This is a genomic window from Roseivirga thermotolerans (assembly GCF_014653175.1).
Lineage (GTDB): Bacteria > Bacteroidota > Bacteroidia > Cytophagales > Cyclobacteriaceae > Roseivirga > Roseivirga thermotolerans.
Genome location: NZ_BNAG01000001.1, coordinates 962,320 through 985,557 on the forward strand (window position 1 = coordinate 962,320; position 23,238 = coordinate 985,557).

15 protein-coding genes are annotated in these 23,238 nt (G+C 43.0%); 4 read left to right on the forward strand and 11 right to left on the reverse strand.

What is annotated here, in order from left to right; genetic code table 11:
- The first annotated feature begins 18 nt into the window (after window positions 1–18).
- A complete protein-coding gene (locus tag IE164_RS04100) occupies window positions 19–2,181 on the forward strand; it encodes a carbohydrate binding family 9 domain-containing protein (protein ID WP_189628904.1) in 2,163 nt (720 codons plus the stop codon).
- A gap of 58 nt (window positions 2,182–2,239) precedes the next feature.
- Here the strand turns inward: IE164_RS04100 and IE164_RS04105 are convergent, their stop codons facing one another.
- The 10 genes from IE164_RS04105 to mutY form a co-directional block, all read right to left on the reverse strand.
- On the reverse strand, window positions 2,240–4,552 hold the full coding sequence (locus IE164_RS04105) for a hypothetical protein (protein WP_189628905.1): 2,313 nt from the start codon (window positions 4,550–4,552) through the stop codon (window positions 2,240–2,242).
- Window positions 4,553–4,586: 34 nt separating this feature from the next.
- Window positions 4,587–8,378: a hypothetical protein gene (locus tag IE164_RS04110; protein ID WP_189628906.1), complete on the reverse strand. Its 3,792-nt coding sequence runs from the start codon at window positions 8,376–8,378 to the stop codon at window positions 4,587–4,589.
- A 3-nt stretch (window positions 8,379–8,381) separates the two neighbouring features.
- Complete coding sequence (locus tag IE164_RS04115) at window positions 8,382–9,296, reverse strand: hypothetical protein (RefSeq protein WP_189628907.1); 915 nt, start codon at window positions 9,294–9,296, stop codon at window positions 8,382–8,384.
- Window positions 9,297–9,299: 3 nt separating this feature from the next.
- Complete coding sequence (locus tag IE164_RS04120; protein WP_189628908.1) at window positions 9,300–10,676, reverse strand: hypothetical protein; 1,377 nt, start codon at window positions 10,674–10,676, stop codon at window positions 9,300–9,302.
- 25 nt (window positions 10,677–10,701) lie between these two features.
- Window positions 10,702–13,407, reverse strand: coding sequence for a DUF6603 domain-containing protein (locus tag IE164_RS04125; RefSeq protein ID WP_189628909.1), 2,706 nt, complete (start codon window positions 13,405–13,407; stop codon window positions 10,702–10,704).
- A 319-nt stretch (window positions 13,408–13,726) separates the two neighbouring features.
- Window positions 13,727–15,820 carry an ATP-dependent DNA helicase RecG gene (gene recG, locus IE164_RS04130; RefSeq protein WP_189628910.1) on the reverse strand — a complete coding sequence of 698 codons (2,094 nt, stop codon included), beginning with the start codon at window positions 15,818–15,820 and terminating at the stop codon, window positions 13,727–13,729.
- A 186-nt stretch (window positions 15,821–16,006) separates the two neighbouring features.
- Window positions 16,007–16,591, reverse strand: a complete 585-nt coding sequence (gene gldD, locus IE164_RS04135; protein ID WP_229838516.1) for a gliding motility lipoprotein GldD — start codon at window positions 16,589–16,591, stop codon at window positions 16,007–16,009.
- On the reverse strand, window positions 16,591–17,922 hold the full coding sequence (gene gldE / locus IE164_RS04140; RefSeq protein WP_189628911.1) for a gliding motility-associated protein GldE: 1,332 nt from the start codon (window positions 17,920–17,922) through the stop codon (window positions 16,591–16,593). Before gldE ends, gldD begins: the two co-directional genes overlap by 1 nt.
- 21 nt (window positions 17,923–17,943) lie before the next feature.
- A complete protein-coding gene (locus IE164_RS04145; RefSeq protein ID WP_189628912.1) occupies window positions 17,944–18,375 on the reverse strand; it encodes a single-stranded DNA-binding protein in 432 nt (143 codons plus the stop codon).
- 37 nt (window positions 18,376–18,412) lie between these two features.
- Window positions 18,413–19,471 (reverse strand): A/G-specific adenine glycosylase, encoded by a 1,059-nt coding sequence (gene mutY / locus IE164_RS04150; RefSeq protein WP_189628913.1) that lies wholly within the window; start codon window positions 19,469–19,471, stop codon window positions 18,413–18,415.
- A 144-nt stretch (window positions 19,472–19,615) separates the two neighbouring features.
- On the opposite strand from mutY, the gene IE164_RS04155 reads away from it, so the two are divergent.
- From IE164_RS04155 to IE164_RS04165, 3 genes are all read left to right on the forward strand, one after another.
- Window positions 19,616–19,918, forward strand: a complete 303-nt coding sequence (locus IE164_RS04155) for an HU family DNA-binding protein (protein WP_189628914.1) — start codon at window positions 19,616–19,618, stop codon at window positions 19,916–19,918.
- 18 nt (window positions 19,919–19,936) lie between these two features.
- Window positions 19,937–20,752 carry a tetratricopeptide repeat protein gene (locus tag IE164_RS04160; RefSeq protein WP_189628915.1) on the forward strand — a complete coding sequence of 272 codons (816 nt, stop codon included), beginning with the start codon at window positions 19,937–19,939 and terminating at the stop codon, window positions 20,750–20,752.
- A 170-nt stretch (window positions 20,753–20,922) separates the two neighbouring features.
- Window positions 20,923–22,479, forward strand: coding sequence for an Rne/Rng family ribonuclease (locus tag IE164_RS04165; RefSeq protein WP_189628916.1), 1,557 nt, complete (start codon window positions 20,923–20,925; stop codon window positions 22,477–22,479).
- A gap of 77 nt (window positions 22,480–22,556) precedes the next feature.
- Here the strand turns inward: IE164_RS04165 and IE164_RS04170 are convergent, their stop codons facing one another.
- Window positions 22,557–23,210 (reverse strand): outer membrane beta-barrel protein, encoded by a 654-nt coding sequence (locus IE164_RS04170; RefSeq protein WP_189628917.1) that lies wholly within the window; start codon window positions 23,208–23,210, stop codon window positions 22,557–22,559.
- Window positions 23,211–23,238: the final 28 nt, after the last annotated feature.

Consider the following 23,238-nt stretch of genomic DNA (forward strand, 5'->3'; position numbering starts at 1 on the left):
GCTACAAATTTTTCAAGGTTGAAACTCAGGTACTATTTAACACCAATGCTCTGTCTGGTGCTAGCTTTTTCTTATGCCCAGAGCCCCATACTATCTACTCTTGCCGAAATACCTCCAACCATCGATGGAGTACTCGATGACGATATCTGGAAAAAAAGTCCCCAGCTAACGGGTTATAAAACCTTTGTGCCCGACTTTGGCAAAGACATGCCCTATAAGACCATTGCTTATATGGCTCACGATGAAGACAACCTCTATTTTGCCTTTAAATGTTTTGACGACCCCAAAGAGATAAAAACATCTATTGCCGCCCGCGATAAAATTGCAGCCGATGATTGGGTGTGCATCAATCTCGACTCCTTCAACAGTGGACAATCGCTTTATGCCATTTATGTAAACCCAAGCGGTATTCAGATGGACACGCGCTTTGTGGCCGGCCGAGAAGATATTGGCCTGGACATAATCTTTTACAGCGCAGCCAAGATTGTGGAAGATGGTTATGTAGTGGAGGCTAAAATTCCGTTTAAGAGCATTCGCTATAAGTCGGTTGACGGCAAAGTAGACATGGGTGTTATTTTTGAAAGAAGGATTAGCCGTTTTTCAACCCAGGGCACCTACCCGGCTCTCGATCCGGCCAAAGGCTTTGCATTTCTTACTCAAATGCTCCCTATTCAATACAACGGTGTAAGAAAAGCCAAGCTTGTGGAGCTATTGCCTGCCGTAACCTATGGAGTAAATCGAAATCATGAGGATGGCGAATACCACCGGGAAGATAATTTTGAGCCCAGCCTTACGGCTAAAATCGGTATCACCTCAGAATTGGTGCTAGATGCCACCATTAACCCCGACTTTAGCCAGGTAGAATCAGACGCTCAACAGGTTGAAGTGAACCAGCGTTTTCCGGTGAACTACCCCGAAAGGAGACCCTTCTTCTTGGAAGGAAATGAAAACTTCAACTTTGCAGGAACTGGCGGCTTTCAACCTATACAAATGGCGGTTAACTCCAGGTCTATCGTAACCCCTAAGTTTGCCACTAAGCTCACCGGAAAAATTGGTGATAAGAACATTATCTCCACCATTTATGCCGTTGATCGGGACGATAGGGTGAACCCTGACATACCCGGGACTGGTGACAATACGGCTGATGTAGCCGTTATGCGCTATATGCGATCACTCACCCAAGATAGCTACATTGGCTTGCTGGGAACCACCAGAATGCAGAATGGCGGAAGCAACAATGTCTATGGTTTCGATGGTCAGTATCGGTTCAAAGAGGCTTATCAGGTTTCAGGACACTACCTGTATTCGGAGACGAATGCTGTTCTGGATGGCGGACACTTGCGCAATGCCGGCTCGGTGTACATAGGCATCAATAAAAACACACGTAGTTTCAATGGCTCTTTGAGCTTGCTAGACATTGGACAGGACTTTGAGTCCGGTGTGGGATATGTGACAAGAACAGGGATCAGTCGAATTACGGCCAGTGCATCGCCCAAAATCTTTCCCAAAGGCGAGGGGCTTATTCAGCGGATAGACCCTGTAGTGTATGCCTCGCTTACTAAAGATAAACCCAGTGGTCTCAACGAGCATGTGTTGTTTGTTCAATTAGCGGCTGTTTTGCCTCGCAATACGCGCCTGGCCGTTTCGGCCGACCATTCTTCGGAAATCTATCTGGGAGAAGAGTTTAAAGACGGAAGTATAGGACTCAATGCCAGTTCTCAAATAACCAAACGCATATACTTTAGGCTTAACTACGACTGGGACAATGGTATTTACTATCCCACAGCCGAACAAGGTTACGGAAAACGAATTGGGGTAACACTCAATATTCAGGCTTCAGACAAATTCAGCATGGATTTCACGCATCGTTTTGTGTCGCTTTACAGCAAAGCGACCGATGCCAAATACTATGATATCCATATTGCCCGTGGCCGTTTGATTTACCAGATGAACAAATACCTCTTTTTCCGAGGAATTGCCCAATACAACAGCTTGAGTCAGGTGCTTAGCCCGAACTTTCTGGTGAGCTTCACTTACATTCCGGGTACGGTAGTGCACTTGGGCTGGGGCTCAGTCTACGAAAAAGTTCGCTGGGATGGAAATGACTACGTTCCGAATGACCAATACCTCAACACTGCCCAGGGCTTCTTTTTTAAAGCGAGTTATTTGTGGAGGTGGTGATCTATATCCCACAATCAAATAAGATGAGCTTTTAACACATACACCCTAGGTATATTCATCAGAAAAAGTGAGCCGCAAGAATTATTTTGTAATCACTATTGTCAAAAATTGCGGCATTCGATTTTCCATCAGAAACTAAATAAGTATTTGCATTAGGACTAGATATGGTTGGATAGTAGTTCTCTTTCCAAATCAAGTCTGATGTAGAGGTAGTAAGCAATTCATAACCACTCGCGCAATCTAAAACCCAGAGAAAACCGGTAGTATCCCACATTAATAAGTACTGTGGGTCTGAGAGGTACTCAACATGTGCTATATAAGTATCATTCCCTAAGCCAAATAAGTTAGTGATTAAGACGTTCTGGCCAGAAAAATCATGCTCATATAATCCCCAAACTGGCGTGGTAGGGTTTTTGGGATTATTCATAATAAATATGAGTTTATTGCCCATCCAGGTAGGCGTAGAATGATCATAACTGCTAGTCGAACCATTTAGAAATGCATTTTCACTTTGAGAATAAGCTAACCAGTCATGAGGGTTCGTGGAAGACTTAATAAGTATGAGCATGTTGGAATGGTAGTTCTTTTCACTTGTGTTCTGTGCACTGATAAAACAGTTTCCATAGTTTAAAGGTGCATTGGGTACGGTAAGACCTCCAGCTGGTAGCCAATCATGATGAATTTGACTACCATCAAACCTCATTGTTCCACCTACGGTTGCTATCGCACCAATCGGAAGTGGTGCATTATTAATATATTCTGTTCCTATAATTGCATTTTGAGAATAAATGGTAGATAGTGCAACTCTGTTTTCCTCCGTATTCATGACCGTTACTCCTCCATATACGCCCGGATTTGGTAAGAACCATGAGTATTGATAAGGACTATACTCTTGAAATGCTATACCATCTGTTGCCACAATTGGACTGTAAAAAAGATTAGTTTGATCATCAGCGACAACCACCCAATGGGCCTTATCTTTGATGTACTCATAGGGCGCCACCGATACGATATTGCCGAACTGATACTTGCTTAGCTTTCCCTGTAAACCAAAATCTAAGGCAGTTGGAACCACACCGTTCAGCTGAATATTGACGGTTTTTGTTATAGTGAAATTTGGGTTCAGCAATTCGAGTTGTAATTCAAGGGAGTTATTCCCTTTAGTAAGCTCTACTGACGTTGAGTCATTTTGAGATCCAGTTGGTAGACTGATCGGGTTATTGTTATGAAATAGGGACAACTTATAGTCCAAATTTTGAGGGTTGTTCGTGACAGTCCAACTTAGTTTGGTCTTCCAGTTAGGGGCTGAAGTAATCTGTAACTTATCAGGTTGAGTGGCGCTGAACGTGAGCGTAGGAGCTTGCTCCTTGGTAATAGGAAGTGTATAAGCTGTGGTAGCACCAATATTAACCTGATTGATATACATATAGCTATGCGCAAAACTAGTCTTGGGGTCTTGCATTGGCGTAAGAGCCGCATCCGTGGCCAGCGTAATATTCAGTTTTAGGCTGCTCTTTGCAGCTAAAATATCAGTGTTGTTTGTGGTAGGTCTGATTTCCCAAATTTTTAGGCCCACTGCCGCAGAAGCGTCCTTCTTCTTAATTGTCCAATTACTTTGATCTCCCGTATCCGCTAGTGTTATGTCAAAGTCCTTGATATAGTCAGCGGAAGCCACAGCGTTTTGCGTAATACCAGGCTGAAATGCCACCACAAAAACAGGAGATTTCCCTTTCGACTGCCAATCTGAATCCAAGGCCGAATCTGAATTATTATAAAGTTCAAACGTTCTATGATTATTATGGGGTGTTGGATCAGCAGTTTTATAAATAACACCACTACCTTTACTCCCGGTTGCCCATTGTACATTCACCTTTTTCATTTCCGACTCTTCAAGACTTATTGCGGAGAATGCAATTGGTTTTGGTGTTGAATTTTGACTGGGATGCAACATTACATTGATCCAATTACCGGTTGTTTCATTGGGGTCTGTGACATCAATTTTGTCAAAAAGAAACGTCAATGAGTCATTAGGTTTAAGAGTTGACGAACCTGAGCCCGAATACGATAGTCTTAAGATATAAGAACCGCTTCCGGGCCCGATACCTCCCGATTTTATAACTTGTCCGGACCAGCCCGTAGGAGCTGTTGCAACTTCGACTTTGCTGAATTGTGTCTCTGAGAGAAAGTTACTCAGGTCAATGTCTAAATCATTTCCCGTCCACGGAAAATCGGAAGTTCCCTGGTTGGTAATTGTCAATTGCAGCTGGTTCATTGCCGAACCGGCATCGATTAGAAAATGGCCGTTATTTGTGACGGCATTAACAAAATCGAATTGTAGCTTTGCAAATTTTTGTGCGATAGTTTTGCTCATATACTATTTGTTTATTGAAAAGTTAGATACATGATTAATCGTTAGAGGGATCGTCAGGTGCAAACCATGTCAACCATCCTTCTTGGACTATTTGCGGGTCATAATCCAAAGTAAGCTTCTTAGGAAGCTTACCTGAGACCTTTTCAGGTGTATTCCATGTATTACTGGAAGACACGCTATTCCATTTCCATTTACCATCTTTCTCTTCCGGAATTGGCAAAACCATACCAGCATTCTTTTTCTGCAATACGGGAGCCATTAAGAAGGAAACTGAGATTTTCTTTAAAGCATCTGCATAGAAATAAGCCGGAATGTCAATAGCCTTTACAGGCAGAATTCCACTTGTCGCATGAATAGAAGCTTGTGGATCGACCAACATAGCGGCATAGGCTGTAGTACCGGAAGCCGTAAGTTGTATAGGCTCATTGGCCATGGATCCCGCTGGTTGCCCGGTGAGGCCTCCTGTATCAGGATTGATAACGGGACTGTCGTTATGAGTGTAGGCGTAGTATTTGCCATAATCCATATTGCCAATACCACCCGATGCATTTGGAACAAAATACCCCACTAAACCATCATTAACCTTATCGAGTTTACCCAAGCGTATCGGGAAATTAACGTTAGTAAAATTGCTGTTTTCTCTTGGAATAAAGTCCTGCCCTTTATTCATCCCGCGATCTTTATCTTTTTTAGCATCTTCATTAAAAGGAACCCAGCCCAGATCATTGGCCGGAAGGCCTTTTAAATCTAATTTGAAAGACGCCAGTGTTAGTGCCAAAGGACGCCCCATCAGTATGCCTGCTGCTTTATCTTGACGAAAAGCACTCGGTACCACTGTCGGCAAGGTCGTATTGATAGATTCTAACAAGGCTTTAAAACCAGTGTTAGTCAGCCCAAAAATACCTGCTGCCATATTACCCAATTGAGTATTTGCACCTTTAAAATCAGTCTGAAGATCATTCCCGGTATTTGTACCCGGTGCGGAAATATATTGTAGCGGGTCCGCACTGTCGTCTTCTGCACTCGAAATAATCATACCGATTGCCGTGCCGTCTGCATGGTAGAAATTAAGTGAACTATCTAGAAAATTTGGTAATACCCAGCCGCATATGGGAGAGGAAAACGGTACTGAATTGCTTTCCATACTACCATCAGCAGCCGAGAGCCACCTCATCAAAATTCTACTTTCCTGAGCTAATGCTGGTGACAGGTAAAGAAACTTATCATGGTCCGGAGCAGCCAGCCGGGAAGGTATTGAAACATTGAGTTTACCTTTTCCATCGGTACCCCCTTGATTATACTTTCGCACTTGTCCATGTGAGTCGACAAGGGCTACCTCAGTTAATTGCATATACCCGCCCCGTATAGGATTAAAGACGTTTCCTGGTCGAGGTGCTGCATTGTTATAATTCTGGATAGCATCATAGGCCAAGGTATTCGTAAACATAAATTCGGAAACTTCCGCATTCTTAGCGGGTGCGAATGGGTCTGCCACCATCATTTGTAATTGCTGCTGTTTTTGCAATAAAGCCTGATTAAAGCCTGATAGCTGTTGAGACTTCAATTGACAGTTATTCAGAACATTATCAATCTCCGTTTTGTAAGAATCAATAGTAGCTTTAGGATAGGCATCCATATAGCTATCAATCTGACTTTTAAGATTATTGAGGGTGGAAATATTTAGGAGACAATCGTTGCTATACTTCTCAGTAGTACCAGTGGGTACTGAAGCTGTCTTTTTATAATTAACATCATTTGGGTCTAGGGTAAAATTACTGCTTATCACATTGGCATCATATCCACTATCTCCTGCCTTGGCCACTGGAACATAATTGCATGTCCAATACATCTTAACCGGATTCCATGGCTGAATAAAGTCCTGTACAGCATAAGCTCCAGGTGTCTTTCCATTAAAATTCAGGTTACTTGAGATGGTCTGGCCAGACAAAAATTCAGTTTGTAAGCTACCAACTTCCTCTTGAGTGATGCTGTGGGCGGCAACTGTACTCAAAAATTGATCAAGTGTTGAATTGAGCATTACCGACTCAGTCAGCAACTCAGAAACTGAAGTAGGAATTCCACTTTGTAAAGCGGGAAGCCCCAAAGAATTTTGTTGGACCACTGTAGTACTACCATTAGTCATAGCGGTCACCACATCACTCAAAGAACGGGCAAGTGCTTTTGATTTTGTATTATGATGTGTTGATATGTGATCACCCCCTGTGAATAGGAGTACCGGATCATTAGGGGTATAATAACGAGGTGCTTTTTTCTGAATTAATTTATAGTCCGGATAACTTGAAAAGTTGTTAAGACAATCGGACACTTTCGTTTGTAAATCCAGAGTCTGACCCACCAGATATGCCAGTCCAACTTTAATTTCATCGTAAACAAAATTGACGGTACTCTGCATTTGAGCAGTAATAACACCTGGTGCAGGTAATAAAGGAGCAGGGATCAATGGATAGTCAGCATAGTTTAATATAGACCATTTGTACCAGTCAGCAAAAATCCTGTAGCGCATCGACTCAATCTCCTCTAGGTTCTGTTCGAGATTTGTTTGAGCCTTGTTAAGCTGGTCTAAATAACCTGAAAGGGTATCAAGATCGGTTCCCGTTACCGGAGTTTTCCCGTTTTTCAGCTTCAATTCATAAAGAATGCCGCTATTTTTTTTGGAAAAGGATTGAGTATGCAAAGCTTCCTCCAAAGGAATGCTCAAATCACCGCTTGAATTTTTCTTAAGTATCCCCGTTTGAAGGGCGTTCAGAAGGTTTTCGATTTTATCCTGATTCGCCACATCACCTGTTTGTGAAGCAACATATGACGAAATCGCTTCAGGCAAATTATTGGTAATGGTCACATCTAAGGAACCAGCCTTATCAGCAGTTGCCTTGGTATTTACATTCACTATTGACCCGGTACACATGGTACTCCAACTCTCGGAAATTGCAGTAGTAAAGTTTGGATAATGTCTGGTCACATCGCTTGTGGTAATGATCCCCAGGCTAACAGGGTCTCTGGGACTTGGACTATTGTCATACCAACCTGCCACGTGGTAAGAGCATGTCGTTCCTTCAGGGAGTGTGATCGCCTCATCGTCAAGGAAACCGAATACATTTCGACATTGGGTGTATATACCGGAAAAGGAAATTTCCTGAAAATTTTCTGAACCTGTGGCGTACAACTTGGTCAAGTAATTTGAATCTCCCGTTGTTTCTTGAGTATTGACAACATCTCCGGTACCTTCAGTTTGCTTTGTAACCTTACCCTGATTATGAAAGTTGGGTTTATAGTTGACATAACGACATCCAGCCAATGATGGATCTTGAGATGGTGTTACCGAGTCCCATTCAATATGCGGGATGGTGGGACCTAAGGAAGATGGATTTGTTATTTTACCCACATCAGATGGTTTTTGAATATGATCACTTTCAATCAACCAACAGGTATAGGTAGGCGCACTAGTTCCGTTGGAAGCAATACGCGTGATTAGCCATCGATTAGGCACTTGAGGAAACTCAACATTACCATTACCTTCAGCTCCGTTTTGCCTTCCCTCGGTTAACAATGAAGGTAATTTCCAATGTAAGTGCACTCCTGTTTCATAGGGCACTGTTGAGCAATCCTGATTCAGTACGTTATCAGAGATAAACGGTCCGCTATGGTCATTATTTTTGACGTACGCTTTGGTACTTTTATCGTACATCCAAGCAGGTAAGTCTTCATATTTAGCAGGTTTAAGTGCATTTAAATTGGGTTCTGCATTGCTTTTCACCACCAGGGCTTTCACTTCTACGGGTAAGACTAATGTTGTATTATCGCTCATAACTTAACTATTAGATGGTTTGGTGATTTCGAAAGTGTAATTCTCAGTTTGTTCAACCATTTCCAAGGCAAATTCGGCTGCCGTAAACTTCCCGTCTGATCGTTGATTGGCAGTGGGTATGCCACTCTGCATGGCCTTTGCCAAGGCATCTATTTGGATTACGGTTTTGCTGTTGCCCCGGAAACTCACCGGTACGGTTAAATCTGTTGCAGGCGTCCCGGTTTTAATTGTTGACCCTGCAGGATCAGTGTTTGGATGGGCTCCACTCAGGTTTTTTAGTGTCCTGGTGTAAGAAGATGCTCCTTCGTTCCAAGCATCAATGCCAAAGTGTAGCCCCTCCTGGGGTTCCTGGATATAAAGTTTAGCTATTCTTTGATCGACCGGAGTACCTACCTGTGGATTTTGAGGCTTTTCCCCTGCAAAAATTCCCAATATCACAGAATCCGAAATTTTTTCCAGCCTTACTTTACTGAGTTCTTTTCCTGCAGAATCATAAGCTTTGTATACCATAGTAGGATAGGATTGTACAAGCTGAGAGCGCATCAAAAAACCAGAAAAGACGTTTTCCTTGTAACCCGTTTCTTGAGTCACCGCATCCTCTCTAACCGATAGGTAATTATGCTCGTCTAATTTCTTATCCAGTTCGGTAATTCTTCCAATGGAGAAAGCGCCTTGTAATAGGGCGTCCAACCAGAGATCATCAACCTGGAAAAAACGAATGGACTCCTTAGGAAGCATTTTCTCATCTGCAATGAGGTAGTTAAAGGGAACACCCTTCAATGAAAGTAGGCCCGATAACCAGGTAGTGCAGTCATTTGGAAAAGTGGGGCTATTCTGAATAGTATAATTAGAAATATGATCTGTGCCGTTGGCAATTGCGCTTAAGACACTACTCAATGTTGGAGATGGAGAACTCATAATTTAAATGCTTTGGATAAACTTTTTCACTTCTTGAGTCAAACCGGGGTGAAACACTTTTTCTGATAAGAATTTTGCCGGGTTTTCATTGAAATCCGCGATGACCTGAAAGACATCGTCATTTCCGGCCAGTTTTTCATTGATGGCTTGTATCAATGCTTGATGGAAAGACTTTTTCCAGTCATATAGAGACATGGCAAACTGCCGATCATGCAGGGCCATTAATTGACCTATCTGCCAGGCTGCTGCATAAGAAACGTCAAACATTCCGGTATCAGGATCATAGCGTAAAAGAGAATCGGAATGGGCATGAACCTCATTAGATGATGAAAAATCATCCGATTTATTGGGTACAAATGGCCCATGATACCAGGATACTGTACTAGCACCCTTTCTTGTATTGTGGTTAAAGGCGGTATAACCTAAATCTAATGCATCGACTACGTAACTGCTAGCTACTTTTTCAGTGGGCACTTGAAGCGGCCCTGCACCTGCACCAAGCTTTGTTACTAATGATTTAAAATCCTCGGTAGCATTAATGCAGTTGTAAGTCCATGATTTAAGCACGAGTAACCTTATTGTTGTATTGGATCCTAGCCCTGTACCTGGGTTCCCTTCGGAATCTGGGAGTACATCTTTCATACCTTCTAAAGACACCAATACTGCCAGGCTTTTATTCCCTGGAGTAGGCAATCTATTGCCCATGACGGTACAATATTTCTTAGTAGGATCAGCATCGTTACTATGATTAATAGTGCCTTCTACAGCAACCTCACGAGCATGTGAAAGCCAAATCATGTCATCTGCAGAGGGGGCAATACTGGTGAATAAATCCAAAGGAACATCGATATACTGAATAGGCTGAGAAGACTTTTCGCCATAGCCTAAGGCGAAGTCACCATAACAATAGGTGGTGGCCGGTACATTCGGGCTCATTAAATCTGCTGCCGTACCACTTGTAATGGTGGGCATAGGATCAGCCTGATCGAACAACAATACGGCCAACCAGCTTGGGGTCGGGTTAGGGTTGTAGGTTTGAGCTCCAACAGGGGAATCACTTGCTGCATAAAGAGAACGTTGCCAGGCATAGGACGGATTGTTGAACACCACATGAGGTAGCGTATTCTTGTAATCACCATCAGTGTTCACCGGTGGATAGACATGGTCTATCAGGTCGGTGATACTAAATCGCCTGCCCTGAACTGCAAAGTATTTATGTGCCTTAAAGGGATTTGGTTCATTTATTTTGGTGCCTGAAACTGTATGCTCCACCTCAATGGTGTAATTACCCACTGAAAGCGCAGGCAATTTATTTTCATAAAAGATGGTTTCCGTTGGAGCAGTACTACTTGCTAGTATATTCTTATTCTTATCACTCATGTCTTTAAATTCTCGAAATCGCTTCTCATTCAGTTTCACCAGAAATTACAGGGGCTATGGTTGGTGCAGCCAAAAACTCAAGGTTTTTGCTGGAAGCCAGAAGGTCTACATTGACACTTGAATTCGTGTGAAAGAGGGTATTCAGGCTGCTCAATATGTCAGGGCGTTCGGCTGGACTATTATTTATGGTACTTGTGATTTCATTCACTTGACTTTGCCCTGTTTTATCACTGTTCAGGTTGGCCCATGCTGTGTGTATCGCTGGCACTTTACCTTTAGACCAGGTAGTAGAACCAGTTCCGTCAGACGCATTTAAAAGCACACTTGTAGGTACTGCTACTGTATGCGGATCATCCGGATTATTCGCTTCTAGTTCTATGCCCACACAGGCATCGTTCTGCATAGGTTTATCAGGGTTGGCCGCAGTAGATAGAGATTGACTATTACTATCTAAATTCCACAAAGCCCGGCTTAAATTGGCCGTGATGAACTTATAGCCCATCTTGATTACTTCTGCCTCACCACCTGTCTTAACATGCTCAATAATAGTCACCTTATGTTGAGAAGTAACCCCGGAAATACCCATGGGGGCATTCTCACTAACACCAGTGAATGTGGATGGTGAGGTAGACAATTGGGAAAGAGCTGTTGGTGATCCTGATGTGCCTTCTTGATACTGAACTATTAAATCAGACTCACCGGAGATTGGGATAAATGTACTTGTCGTGATCTTGGCGTATTCAGGGTCAAAAATCCAATCTGGAATAAAAGTATCAGAGGTTCCACCATCACCACTAGATTTCTGATGCGGGATGAGACCTTTTGCTGCATCAATGCCTACTACTTTGTGTTTATCATTTGGATTAGAACTTGTAGCTCCGGCTACCGCATCGAGCAGCGATGTTGGGTTTTTAGTTTTTTTCGGGCTAGGGATAAAGTTCTGCTTGAACTCTTCCCAGTCCAACTCTTTCTTGGGTAATGGATTGCCAAAACTTATGGAAAAGGATACGATATCGAGATCAATGGTTAAGGTCCCAGAAAAGTTTGGGCCTTGGATTTGAGCATCTACCCCTAAATGAATCGTGATTCGCGTGTTAACAAAAAGCAGGTGAAGCAAATAGCTCACCCCAACTGTCATACCCAGGTCTGCACTGTAATGAAATGGCTTATAATTCATCACGAAGTCGGCATGCATATCAAACCATGCACTGAGGTTCCCACTAGACCAGGTGCAATTGTATTCGCCACCAAACATCAAGATGGAAGGCAATAAGGCAAAGTATGCCCCCCCCTTAAGATTGATGTCTCCATCGTGCCAGTTATAGCCTAATCGTGGTACTACAGGGTAATAGGATGGGGCTTTGAAGTTGCTGTTATAACCCCCAAATGTCATGACGTACTCTCCTTTTAAACCCTGCCCATTAGGCTGATCCTTAAACCATTTATAGAGTCCAAAACCTCCCGTCAATACACAGGCAGGGTTTAGGATATAAGAAGAAGGATCAAGGTCGGCACCAATTTTTAGTACACCAGACTGTACATTATATACCGCTTGAATGTCTAATGTGGCGCTGGCAATGGGATCTTTTGTTTTGTCATCATTTCCACCTCCGTCATCACCATCTTCACCCGCCATAAGCTCCGCATGGTCTCCACCGTCTCCGCCATCACCATCTTTAGACTCATCAGGAGTAGGAATTACAACATTGCTACTGCCAAGCAAACCAATTACAGTCTCATTACCCCATTGTACATCTAACATGACGAAAGACTTCACCATGTCATAAGAAGTGAATTTTACGCCTGCTGCTAACCAGTCCTCACCGATGTCTATGGGAAGGGCTGATCCGAATGAGTTAATGGCATTATTGAGACTGTCAGGGTTATTGACATCGAAATCTTGAAATTTTGTTCCTGACGCTCCTTCAATAAAAGGGGATGTAGAAATTTTTTCTATAGGGAGGGTTTGTACGCTCCTGTTAATTCCGAATCCTCCCGCCAAACCGGTTACATAAGCGAATTCAGGCCCACCAATCGGTGCGTCTACCACACCAAAAATGAAAAGGGATGTCTCGCCACCAACATCAGCATAAGCACCTAAAAGCGAGAACCCAATATCACCGCGTTGGAAGTGTAAAATGCCATTATAGCTGTAAACATTTGGAGTAGGTTCTGTAACGTCAAAGACTCCTTCTACCGTAAGAGGGCCTGCTTCTACTTTTATTGCAATGCAATGCGGTATGACTATGTTTGCACTTTGAAAACCAGTCGTTAAATTATAATTGAGCTGTGCCCCGAGGCCATTTAATCCAATTGTCAAATTACCAATAACAAGGTTTGCGTCAACCTCAATAAAGACAGCAAATTCATCTTTAGGATTATTTACTGTTTTGGCAAGCAAACCAACTCCTACCTTTTCAATGTGTATAGGACCAAAAGCACGCTGCACAGGATGCCATATCATGGTGCTCATTTGTGTACCACTCACTGTAAACTGCCCCGACCAATTCTCAGGCCCACTTGGTACCGCAACAGGGATATTTTTATAGTCAGCTACCTGGCTGTTAAAGACTGTTATAGAACCACTTACTGTGCCTTTTGTACTGTCCTTTTGAAAAGCCCAAGAGGTATTATCGATAATGATCTTAATTCCTTCACCAGATGAAAAAAGATTTCCAAAAACCGGAATACTCGAAAAATCAAAGGTGGTAATTGTAGGTTTTGCAGTCATTGTGCGTTGGTTTAGTGAATCTATTGATGAACGAATAAAAACATCATCCGACTTCACTAAACTTCAAACTATAATAGCCTAAGAACCCTGCCTAAAAACTAAGAGGAGGAGAATTGAGCGGTCTTGTGTGTGCTATGGTTTTTTTCGCTTATGCTGATTCAATTTAGAAAAAATCTGATAATAATTAATGTTCAAGATCAATTCATGAAAAATCTTAGTAGATAAGAGTCTGATATTCAGTAGATTGAGGCCTCAATGTTTTGATTTGCAGCACTTTCTCGTTTCTCACAATAAAAATGGGGCTTGTTACCTTTTTAGCCTAAGATATCCTCCCCCAATTCACTGTGGTCTTCTTGAGGGATTTGATATGTCTCAAAATGTTACGGTTCTGGTCTGTGCTGAGGTCTGGATCGACTTCCAGGATGTCGCTGGCGGCATTTCGGGCTGCCTGGAGTATTTTGGTGTCTTTTGAAATGTCTGCAATCAGTAGGTCCAGCACACCACTTTGCTGGGTGCCCGTAATATCTCCCGGGCCACGGAGCCTGAGGTCTACATCGGCAATCTCAAAACCATTATTGGTTTTCACCATTGTGTCTATGCGGATGCGGGCTTCCTTGCTTAGCTTATAATCCGTCATCAGAACACAGTAAGACTGGTCAGCCCCACGCCCCACACGGCCCCTGAGCTGGTGCAACTGTGCCAAACCGAAACGCTCGGCATTTTCAATCACCATTACAGAGGCATTAGGCACATTTACGCCCACTTCGATCACCGTGGTAGCCACCATAATCTGGGTTTCATGCTTCACAAAGCGCTGCATTTCAAAGTCCTTGTCTTGCGGCTTCATTTTTCCATGCACAATACTGATGTGGTTGTCAGGGAAGGCCCGGGCAATGCTTTCATAGCCATCCATCAGGTCTTTCAGGTCTAGCTTTTCCGATTCTTCAATGAGCGGATACACCACATAGATTTGTCGGCCTTTGGCAATCTCTTTTTTCATAAAGCCAAAAACCGAAAGTCGCTTGCCATCATATTCATGAATGGTCTGGATAGGCTTTCTTCCGGCAGGCAACTCATCGATGATGGATACATCCAGGTCGCCATAAACCGTCATAGCCAGGGTGCGTGGAATGGGAGTGGCCGTCATTACCAGAATATGTGGGAACTGGGTGGCATTCTTGCTCCAGAGCTTGGCCCGTTGTGCTACCCCAAAGCGATGCTGTTCATCGATTATAGCGAGTCCTAGATTTTTAAACTGTACTTTGTCTTCTATCAGGGCATGAGTCCCTACCAGAATTTGCAAAGAACCGTCTTCCAATGCCTCATGAATTTCGCGCCTTTCGGCAGCTTTAGAGGAACCGGTGAGCTTGGCAATTTTGATCCCGAGCAAATCGGCATACTCCTTCAGCCCTTCATAATGCTGATCGGCCAGAATTTCTGTGGGTGCCATCATAGAGGCTTGAGCCCCCGAACTCACTACCAGTAGCATGCAGATAAAAGCCACAATGGTTTTGCCTGAACCCACATCGCCCTGAAGCAGTCGGTTCATTTGTCTGCCCGATTTCATGTCCTGGTAAATCTCTCGGATCACCCTCTTTTGTGCATTGGTCAAGTCGAAAGGCAGATGCTTGTTGTAGAACTCTGTGAGCAGGGAAGAGTCGTTAAAAACCTGCCCCTTAAATTTATCGATTCGGGTCACCTTCATTTTCAGCAGTTTGAGCTGGATGAAGAAGAACTCCTCGAATTTCAACCTAAACTGCGCTTTTTGAAGTAGCTCGGAGTTAGAGGGAAAATGAATGTGCCAAAGCGCAAACTTTTTTTCAATCAGCCCAAACTGGCTCAGCAAGCTTTCGGGGAGTGTTTCATAAATATGGGGTTCGGCCTGAACCATTACTTGCCGGATCATCTTGGAGATGGCCTTGGAGTCTATGTATTTGGCCTTGAGTTTTTCGGAGCTATGATAGACCGGTTGTAAGTAAGCGGCTTTTTCGTTTTGCGTGGTTAGCACTTCAATTTCGGGATGGGCAATGTTTACCTTACGGCCATAGACGGTTGGCTTGCCAAATACAACGTAGTCTACACCCAGTTTTAGTTTTTTAGCCACCCACTGTATGCCTTTAAACCAAACCAATTCAAGGCTATCCGTTTGGTCTTCGAAGCGCGCTACGAGTCTTTTTTTTCTCCCTTCTCCAACGGTTTCCATTTTGGTGATGCGCCCTTTGATCTGTACAAAGGGCATGTCGGCATGCACGCTTTCTATGGAATGGAATTGGGTACGGTCTTCATAGCGAAAAGGATAGTGCTGAATCAGGTCGGCATAAGTGAAGATGCCCAGCTCTTTGCCGATGAGTGCAGCCTTTTGTGGTCCCACTCCTTTCAGAAACTCTATGCTCGTATCGAAAAATGAAGGCATCGGATGAAATTAATAGAGTTTGTGTTTACAAAGGTGTTCAATAAGAATTTTTTGAACATATAAATGTTGTACTCAGCTGTTCAGTCTGTATTCGGAAGCCATTCCACAAACACTGGCCGGAGTATTGACAAAGGTTATGGTTTTACAGAATACTTTTTACCGGGAAAAAGAGAATAGGCGGAATAATCAATATTTCCACTCAAAGCTATTGAGCAAGTGGATCATGTCTTTTTTTATAAATTCAATAATGGGAGCCAGTGAGTCGTTTTGTGTGGCGGTGTTAAAGTAAAGTGCTCCTCTAAAGAAATGATGCGTGCTGTCTGAAGTAAAAAATTGAAACTGCGTAGGTACTTCTCCTTCCAGTTCAGTTACACTCGCAATTTGGCCATTAGGAATACGGATGAGGCTCTCTTCAATACCATAGGCCTTCACATTGTGCTTCATAGCCAGTTCAAAGGCTTCGTTGAGAAGCACTTCCGGCTTATTGTTAGGGTCTATAAGATTTTTATAGGTGATTTGTACCAGGGCATCGAACTGCGGGTAGGTAAGGTTAATCCAATAGCGCTCGGCATGTTTAGAGTCATCTTCGGACAATTGAGAATGTGCCGAGTACTGGAACCGATAGGGGAAGGTGTCAGGTAGTATATGGTAAGCGGGTTCGGGAAGGTCTATTCGATTATAACCTTTGGGTTTGGGCAGGTACACTTCTTTGCACGAACTCACCAGGCCGAGTAATAAAATACAGATGAACAGAGGGTAATTCTTCTTCACTAAGTCTGTGGTCTAATTAATACCCTAACGCGTTTAATACGCCTTAAGTCTACGGCAACAATGGTAAATAAAAACCGGCCAAACTCAATTTTTTCTCCGGCCCGAGGCATTTTGCTGCTTATTTCAAGAAGCAGCCCTCCGAGCGATTCACTTTCGCCCTTTACGGAGTCGAACTCGGATGGTTCTACCCCAATAATTTTGCAAAAGTCATTGAGCGATGTTTTTCCTTCAAAGACGAAGGTGGAGTTGTCGAGTTTATTGAAGGCAATGTCTTCATCATCGAACTCATCGTTGATTTCGCCAACTATTTCTTCGATAATATCTTCCAGGGTAATAAGGCCCGAAGTTCCTCCATATTCATCCACCACAATGGCCATGTGTACCCGCTGTTCCTGAAAATCTTTGAGTAGAGCATCTACCTTTTTGTTTTCCGGCACAAAGAAGCCCGGCCGAAGTAAGGTTTGCCAGGCAAAAGTATCGTCCTTGTCTATGTGAGAGATGAGGTCCTTGATATAAAGTACCCCTTCTATTTTATCGATGGTTTCTTTATAGGCAGGAATTCTGGAATAGCCGCTTTTATTGATTTTATCCATTAGCTCATGGAAATCCAGCTCCACATCTACGGCTGTTATATCCATGCGCGATTTCATAACCTGCCTTACCGACAGTGTACTGAAGTTTACGATTCCCTTTAAAATGCCTTTTTCTTCCTCGGTAGTGTCATCGCCAGTAGTTATTTCAAGAGCTTGGTTGAGCTCATCTACCGTAATGTTTCTGCCTTTCTTTTCCACATTGCGCTCAATAAGGTTGGTTACAGAAATGAGTAGCCAGCTAAAAGGACGGAGTAGCCGCTCCAGGGCGAGTAGAGGTTTGGCGGTGGTTTTGGCAAATTTTACATTGTGTTGGTTAGCGAAGTTTTTAGGCACTACCTCGCCAAAAAAGAGAATAACAAAGGTAACCACTGCCGAAAGTACCACTACTACTTTGCCTTCAGTGGTTTTAGAACCTACCAAAGACCAGGTAAAAAACGTAGAGAGGGTAACTATGGCAATATTTACCATATTGTTCATGATCAATATGGTAGCCAGCAGGTGGCGTTTTCTTTCCAGTAGCCTCAGAATGGCCTGGCCCGATGGGCTCGATTCCTTCTCGAAATCGGCCAGCTGGTTGCTATCGAGTGAAAAAAAGGCCACCTCAGAGCCTGATATCATTGCCGACAGAAAAATGAGCACAACAAAAGCCACTACATTAATGGCAATGTAGGGCGAGCTTAATTCGGCAATTTGAAGAAGAAGTGCTAAACTCGGTTCAGGGTCTTCAGGTATGTCCAAAATATTAATTTTAGTCCCAACTTAGAACGGCAGATCGTCCGTGTCGTCTTCCGGTATGTTAGATACAGGGCTTTCGGCCATATTGTCTCCACCATTACCGGTGCCTGATGAGCTGCCATCGGGTCTTCCACCCAACAAAGTCATTTCTCGTCCAACAACTTCCGTAGTGTATCTTTTGTTCCCATCCTGGTCGTCCCAAGAGCGGGTGGTCAACTTACCTTCAATATACACCTGGTTGCCCTTTTTCAAAAACTTCTCAGCAATTTCAGCCAGAGGAGTCCACAACACAATGTTGTGCCATTCGGTGTTGGTTACGCGTTCACCTTGTTTGTTTTTGTAGGTTTCACTGGTTGCCAGCGAAAAATTCGCAACAGCCCGGCCATTATCTAAATGCCTTACTTCAGGGTCTTTGCCCAAATTACCTACCAATATTACTTTATTTACGCCTGCCATCTATTAATTATTTTAAGAACGAATTGAATGAAAGTAACTAATACATCTCGCTTTTCAAATAGTTCTGTATTAGAATGGGCTTTGGTAAATCCTGAACTTCACTCAGGGAATAGGCCTGTAAATTCAATTCTTGTTGTATAGAGACAAAGGTATTTAAATCATTGACCCGAAGCCTAAAAAATCGTGCGAAAATCTCCCGGTGCGACAGTAAATGCCTGACAGGCGAAGAGACCGACTGAACATGAATGTGATCGATTAGGGGTATATGTTTAAGGCACTCTTCGGTTTTTTGCTGGGTTTTGCTCTCTTTCAGGTAAAACTGATAAAGTCCTTGCCATATGTCTTTGCCCAGTCGTTTGTGCATAAGTATTTGCTGTCCATGTTCAAACATGAAATAATCGAAATAGAGCTTTTTGACCTTTGTTTTTCTACTCTTTACCGGCAGCTTTTCTACTTCTCCGTGCTGCTGAGCAAAGCAAATTGTATGGAGTGGGCAGGTATCGCATGCCGGGTTTTTGGGTGTACATTGCGTAGCGCCAAAGTCCATAATGGCCTGGTTATACTCGGCAGCATTGTTGGTCGGAATCAACTCATTGGCTAGTTGCTCAAATATTTTGAGTGTTTTGGATTCACTAATGTCATTGTACAAGCCAAACACCCGGGCCAGTACCCGGTATACGTTGCCGTCTACCACGGCCGTGGGCTTGTTGAAGGCCAGCGAGGCAATGGCTGCCGCAGTATATCGGCCAATGCCTTTTAGTCTGAGCAGTTCATCGAACGTATCGGGAAAACACCCATGGTACTGCTCCACAATGGTTTGAGCGCAGGCATGCAAGTTTCTTGCTCGGGAATAATACCCCAAGCCCTGCCATAGCCTGAGTACTTCTTGTTCCGGGGCTTTGGCCAGAAGCTCTACTGTTGGATAACGCTCAATGAAGGCGAGGTAGTAGGGCATTCCCTGGTTCACCCGGGTTTGTTGTAAAATTATTTCCGAGAGCCAAATTTTGTAAGGGTCCCGGGTCTCTCTCCATGGTAAATCGCGCTTTTGATGACCGTACCACCTAATTAATTGATTTACAAATATTTCTCTTTCCAACTTGTTTGCTTCTTTACCCCTACTCCCCTTTTCAGAATTTTTCAGGAATACTTTTTATTATTGACCCCGAACCCTTAATTTTGCAGGCCAAAATAACTGGGAATAAGTTTTTTATAAAATTTTATCAACTTAAATAAGAATACAGTGACTAAAGCAGATGTTATCAATCAGATTGCAGACAAGACCGGGATAGACAGATCTGATGTTACTACAACTGTTGAGACTCTTTTTGCTGTGGTGAAAGACTCGATGGCCGAAGGGGAGAACATTTACGTAAGGGGGTTTGGAAGTTTTGTGAACAAAAAGAGAGCAAAGAAGATTGCCAGAAATATTTCTAAAAATACAGCAATTGTAATTGACGAACATTTTGTGCCTAGCTTTAAGCCTTCTAAAGTGTTCGTAGAGCAGGTAAAAACAAGTGCCAAGGTAAAGGCGGCTAATAGCTAATTTTGGCCTTTTGGCTATATGAAAAAGAATCAGGTAAGTCTCATCATCATTGCTATAGCGGCCATAGTTGGTCTCTACAGCCTGCCTCGAGTGGTAGTTGACAATGACAATGAGGCTTCTGCTGAGTTTATTGATGAGTCTACTCCGGGAGGAGTTATCGACCATAGCTCGGCAATCCCTGAAGAAATACAACCTAAGATTGACTACTGGAAAAGTCAATTATTTGCAAATGGCAACATACAGCCTAATAATGAAGCTCTCGATTCATTAATGGCTGTTTTTCAGCAAATCAACCAGTACGACAGTGCTGCTTATTTTGCTAACACCTTTGCAGAGAGGTTCAATTCAACAGAACACTGGCGAAAGGCCGGTGATGCTTATTTCGAGGCATTTACCTATGCCATTAATGAGCAAAAAACTAGTTTATTGGGAAATAAGGCAAGAGAAGCTTACCAGATCGTATTAGAGGCTCAGCCAGACAACTTAGATGTAAAGCACAATGTTGCGCTTACCTATGTGGCCGGTCCGAGCCCAATGCAGGGTATTATGATGCTGAGAGAAATTATAGAAGAAGATCCCAGCAACGAAAAAGCCCTCATGAGCATGGGAAGAATGTCGATCAACACAGGTCAGTTTGAAAACGGCATTGAGCGTTTCCAGTCTCTGGTGCAATATTATCCCAACCATATTGAAGGAAACTTCTTTTTGGGCGTGTGTTATTTCGAAGCCGGACAAATGGTGAAGGCTCGGGCACAGTTCGAAAAAATAAAAACATTAGATGCTAGTGAGCAGATTCTGACCGCTGCGAATGAGTATCTGCAGAGAATCAAGTAAAAACATTAAAACATTAAGATTATGCCTTGCGGTAAAAAAAGAAAAAGACATAAGATTGCTACTCACAAAAGAAAGAAGAGGCTAAGAAAGAACAGACATAAGAAGAAGTAAGGGATTACCTTACCTGCACTTATTTATTGTTCTGATTTTTAACACTAACCTCTACTACCTTGAGTAATGAATTAATCATTAATTCAACTCAGAATGGTAGTCGTATAGCCCTTCTAAAGGAGAAAAGTTTAGTTGAGTTCCATCATGATAATGATGAGAACAAATTTAAAGTCGGAGATATTTATCTGGGAACGGTTAAGAAAATCGTTCCCGGTCTAAATGCCGCGTTCATTGATATTGGGTACGAAAAGGACGCTTTTCTGCACTACCTTGATTTAGGTCCGCAGATTAAGTCGTTGAACAAGTACACCAAGCAGGCGCTTTCAAACAAGCATGCCTCCGGATCATTGGCCAATTTTAAAGGCGAGCCGGATATCAATAAACTTGGTAAAATGAATCAGGTGCTGACTAAAGGTCAGCAAATACTGGTTCAGATTGTCAAAGAACCAATTTCCACCAAAGGGCCTCGACTAACATGTGAGTTGTCGATAGCTGGGCGCTATATGGTTTTAGTGCCCTTTTCCAATGCCATCAATATTTCTAAAAAAATTACTGATGGTGAGGAACGCAAACGCCTATTGCGTTTGATCTCTTCTATTAAACCAGAAAACTTTGGCTGTATAATTCGCACCGTAGCCAAAGGAAAGAACGTAACCGAACTAGACAAGGACTTAAGAAATCTTGAAGAAACCTGGAAACAGGGCATCAAGAAACTGCACAGCACCAAGCCTCGCGAAAAAGTGATTGGTGAAATGAGCCGTGCTTCTTCCTTGTTGAGGGATATTTTGAATGAATCTTTTGATAGCCTGGTAACAGACGACAAGGAGATTCATGATGAAATAAAGGAGTACATCCGAAAGATTGCTCCCGACAAAGAAAAGATTGTAAAACTCTATACCGGCAAAGCCAAAATCTTTGAGGCTTTTGGAATAGAGAAGCAACTCAAGTCTTTGTTTGGTAAGTCAGTGAGCCTTCCGCGCGGAGGATACTTAATTATTGAGCATACCGAAGCCCTACACGTAATTGACGTAAACAGTGGCAATAAGTCTAATGCAGGCGAAGATCAGGAGTCTACGGCTTTGGCCGTAAACCTTGAAGCGGCTAAGGAAATTGCCCGACAGCTTAGGCTTAGGGACATGGGAGGGATCATTGTGATTGACTTCATTGACATGCGAAAGCCCGAAAATAAAAAGAAGCTTTACGCAGAAATGAAGGAGGTTATGAAGTCTGACAGGGCAAAGAATACCATTTTGCCGCTCACTAAGTTTGGGCTCATGCAAATAACCCGTCAGAGGGTTAGGCCGGAACTCAACATTACAACAAGAGAGGCTTGCCCAACCTGTAATGGAACCGGCTCGGTAAGTGCTACCATCTTGGTGTCCGACCTAATAGAAAAGAACCTGGAGTATTTGCTCACCACTCAAAACGAAAAGAGTGTAACCATTGCATTACATCCTTTCCTCCATGCATACTTCACCAAAGGGGTGTTTTCCAAACGCTGGCAATGGTATAGAAAATACCACACCTGGGTAAAACTGGAAAAAGACAGCTCTTTAGGTCTCAACCAGTATGTTTTTTACAACAAGTTGGGAGAAGAGATTGAGTTGAAAGCCTAAGCTTTAGGCTAGTTTAAGGATAAAATAAAACCCCGATCTTTTCAGGTCGGGGTTTTTAATGTCTCTTTATCCGGGGGTTAAAACTTAATGCCAAACTCAATGGCAATCAGGCTGTTTTTAACCTTCAGATCGTCTAAGGAGTTGCTCTGTTCTTTTACCTGGTTGATGAAGCCAATGTTGTAATTGATTGAGGCAAAGAGGCTGGTTTGTACTCCAATAGCTCTTTCTACGCCTCCTCCAAAATTTCCGTTAATGTCGAAATGCTGAAATTCCGTGATAAGGTTGATATTCTCGGTTTTGTTATTGGTGTTTAACCGCACTTCGGGGATAACCCCAAAATTGAAAAACAGCTTGGTGTCTAACAAAACCTCATTGGTATAGAGCTTAATAAGTGCAGGTAGCTGAATGTATTCGTGATCATATTCGGCACTGGTAGGTGTGCCACCAAAATAAGCTGCATCGGTGGCCGTTACTTTAGTGTTACGGCTGGCATAGTTTATCCCTGTATGAAAGTAGTAATTGTCTTTGAAGGGAATATCTACAAAAGCGCCTATCAGAAACTTCACCGTGGAGCCATTTCTTTCAAAAGTGGTCGAATTGCCATCGGTACTTGCTCTAACATAGGACACCGTTGGTGCCAGCTTCACCCCAATTCTGTAATCCTCAATTTGTGCCGTTACTTTTTGACTCAAAAATAAGGCGATCAGTGCAGTGAAAACGTATTTTTTCATGTGGGATAAAATAAATGAATAGTTTTGT

Coding starts and splice junctions, on each gene's coding strand:
- IE164_RS04105 (WP_189628905.1), bottom strand. CDS start 4,552: ATGAGCAAAACTATCGCACAAAAATTTGCAAAGCTACAATTCGATTTT.
- IE164_RS04110 (WP_189628906.1), bottom strand. CDS start 8,378: ATGAGCGATAATACAACATTAGTCTTACCCGTAGAAGTGAAAGCCCTG.
- IE164_RS04115 (WP_189628907.1), bottom strand. CDS start 9,296: ATGAGTTCTCCATCTCCAACATTGAGTAGTGTCTTAAGCGCAATTGCC.
- IE164_RS04120 (WP_189628908.1), bottom strand. CDS start 10,676: ATGAGTGATAAGAATAAGAATATACTAGCAAGTAGTACTGCTCCAACG.
- IE164_RS04125 (WP_189628909.1), bottom strand. CDS start 13,407: ATGACTGCAAAACCTACAATTACCACCTTTGATTTTTCGAGTATTCCG.
- recG (WP_189628910.1), bottom strand. CDS start 15,820: ATGCCTTCATTTTTCGATACGAGCATAGAGTTTCTGAAAGGAGTGGGA.
- IE164_RS04145 (WP_189628912.1), bottom strand. CDS start 18,375: ATGGCAGGCGTAAATAAAGTAATATTGGTAGGTAATTTGGGCAAAGAC.
- IE164_RS04160 (WP_189628915.1), top strand. CDS start 19,937: ATGAAAAAGAATCAGGTAAGTCTCATCATCATTGCTATAGCGGCCATA.
- IE164_RS04170 (WP_189628917.1), bottom strand. CDS start 23,210: ATGAAAAAATACGTTTTCACTGCACTGATCGCCTTATTTTTGAGTCAA.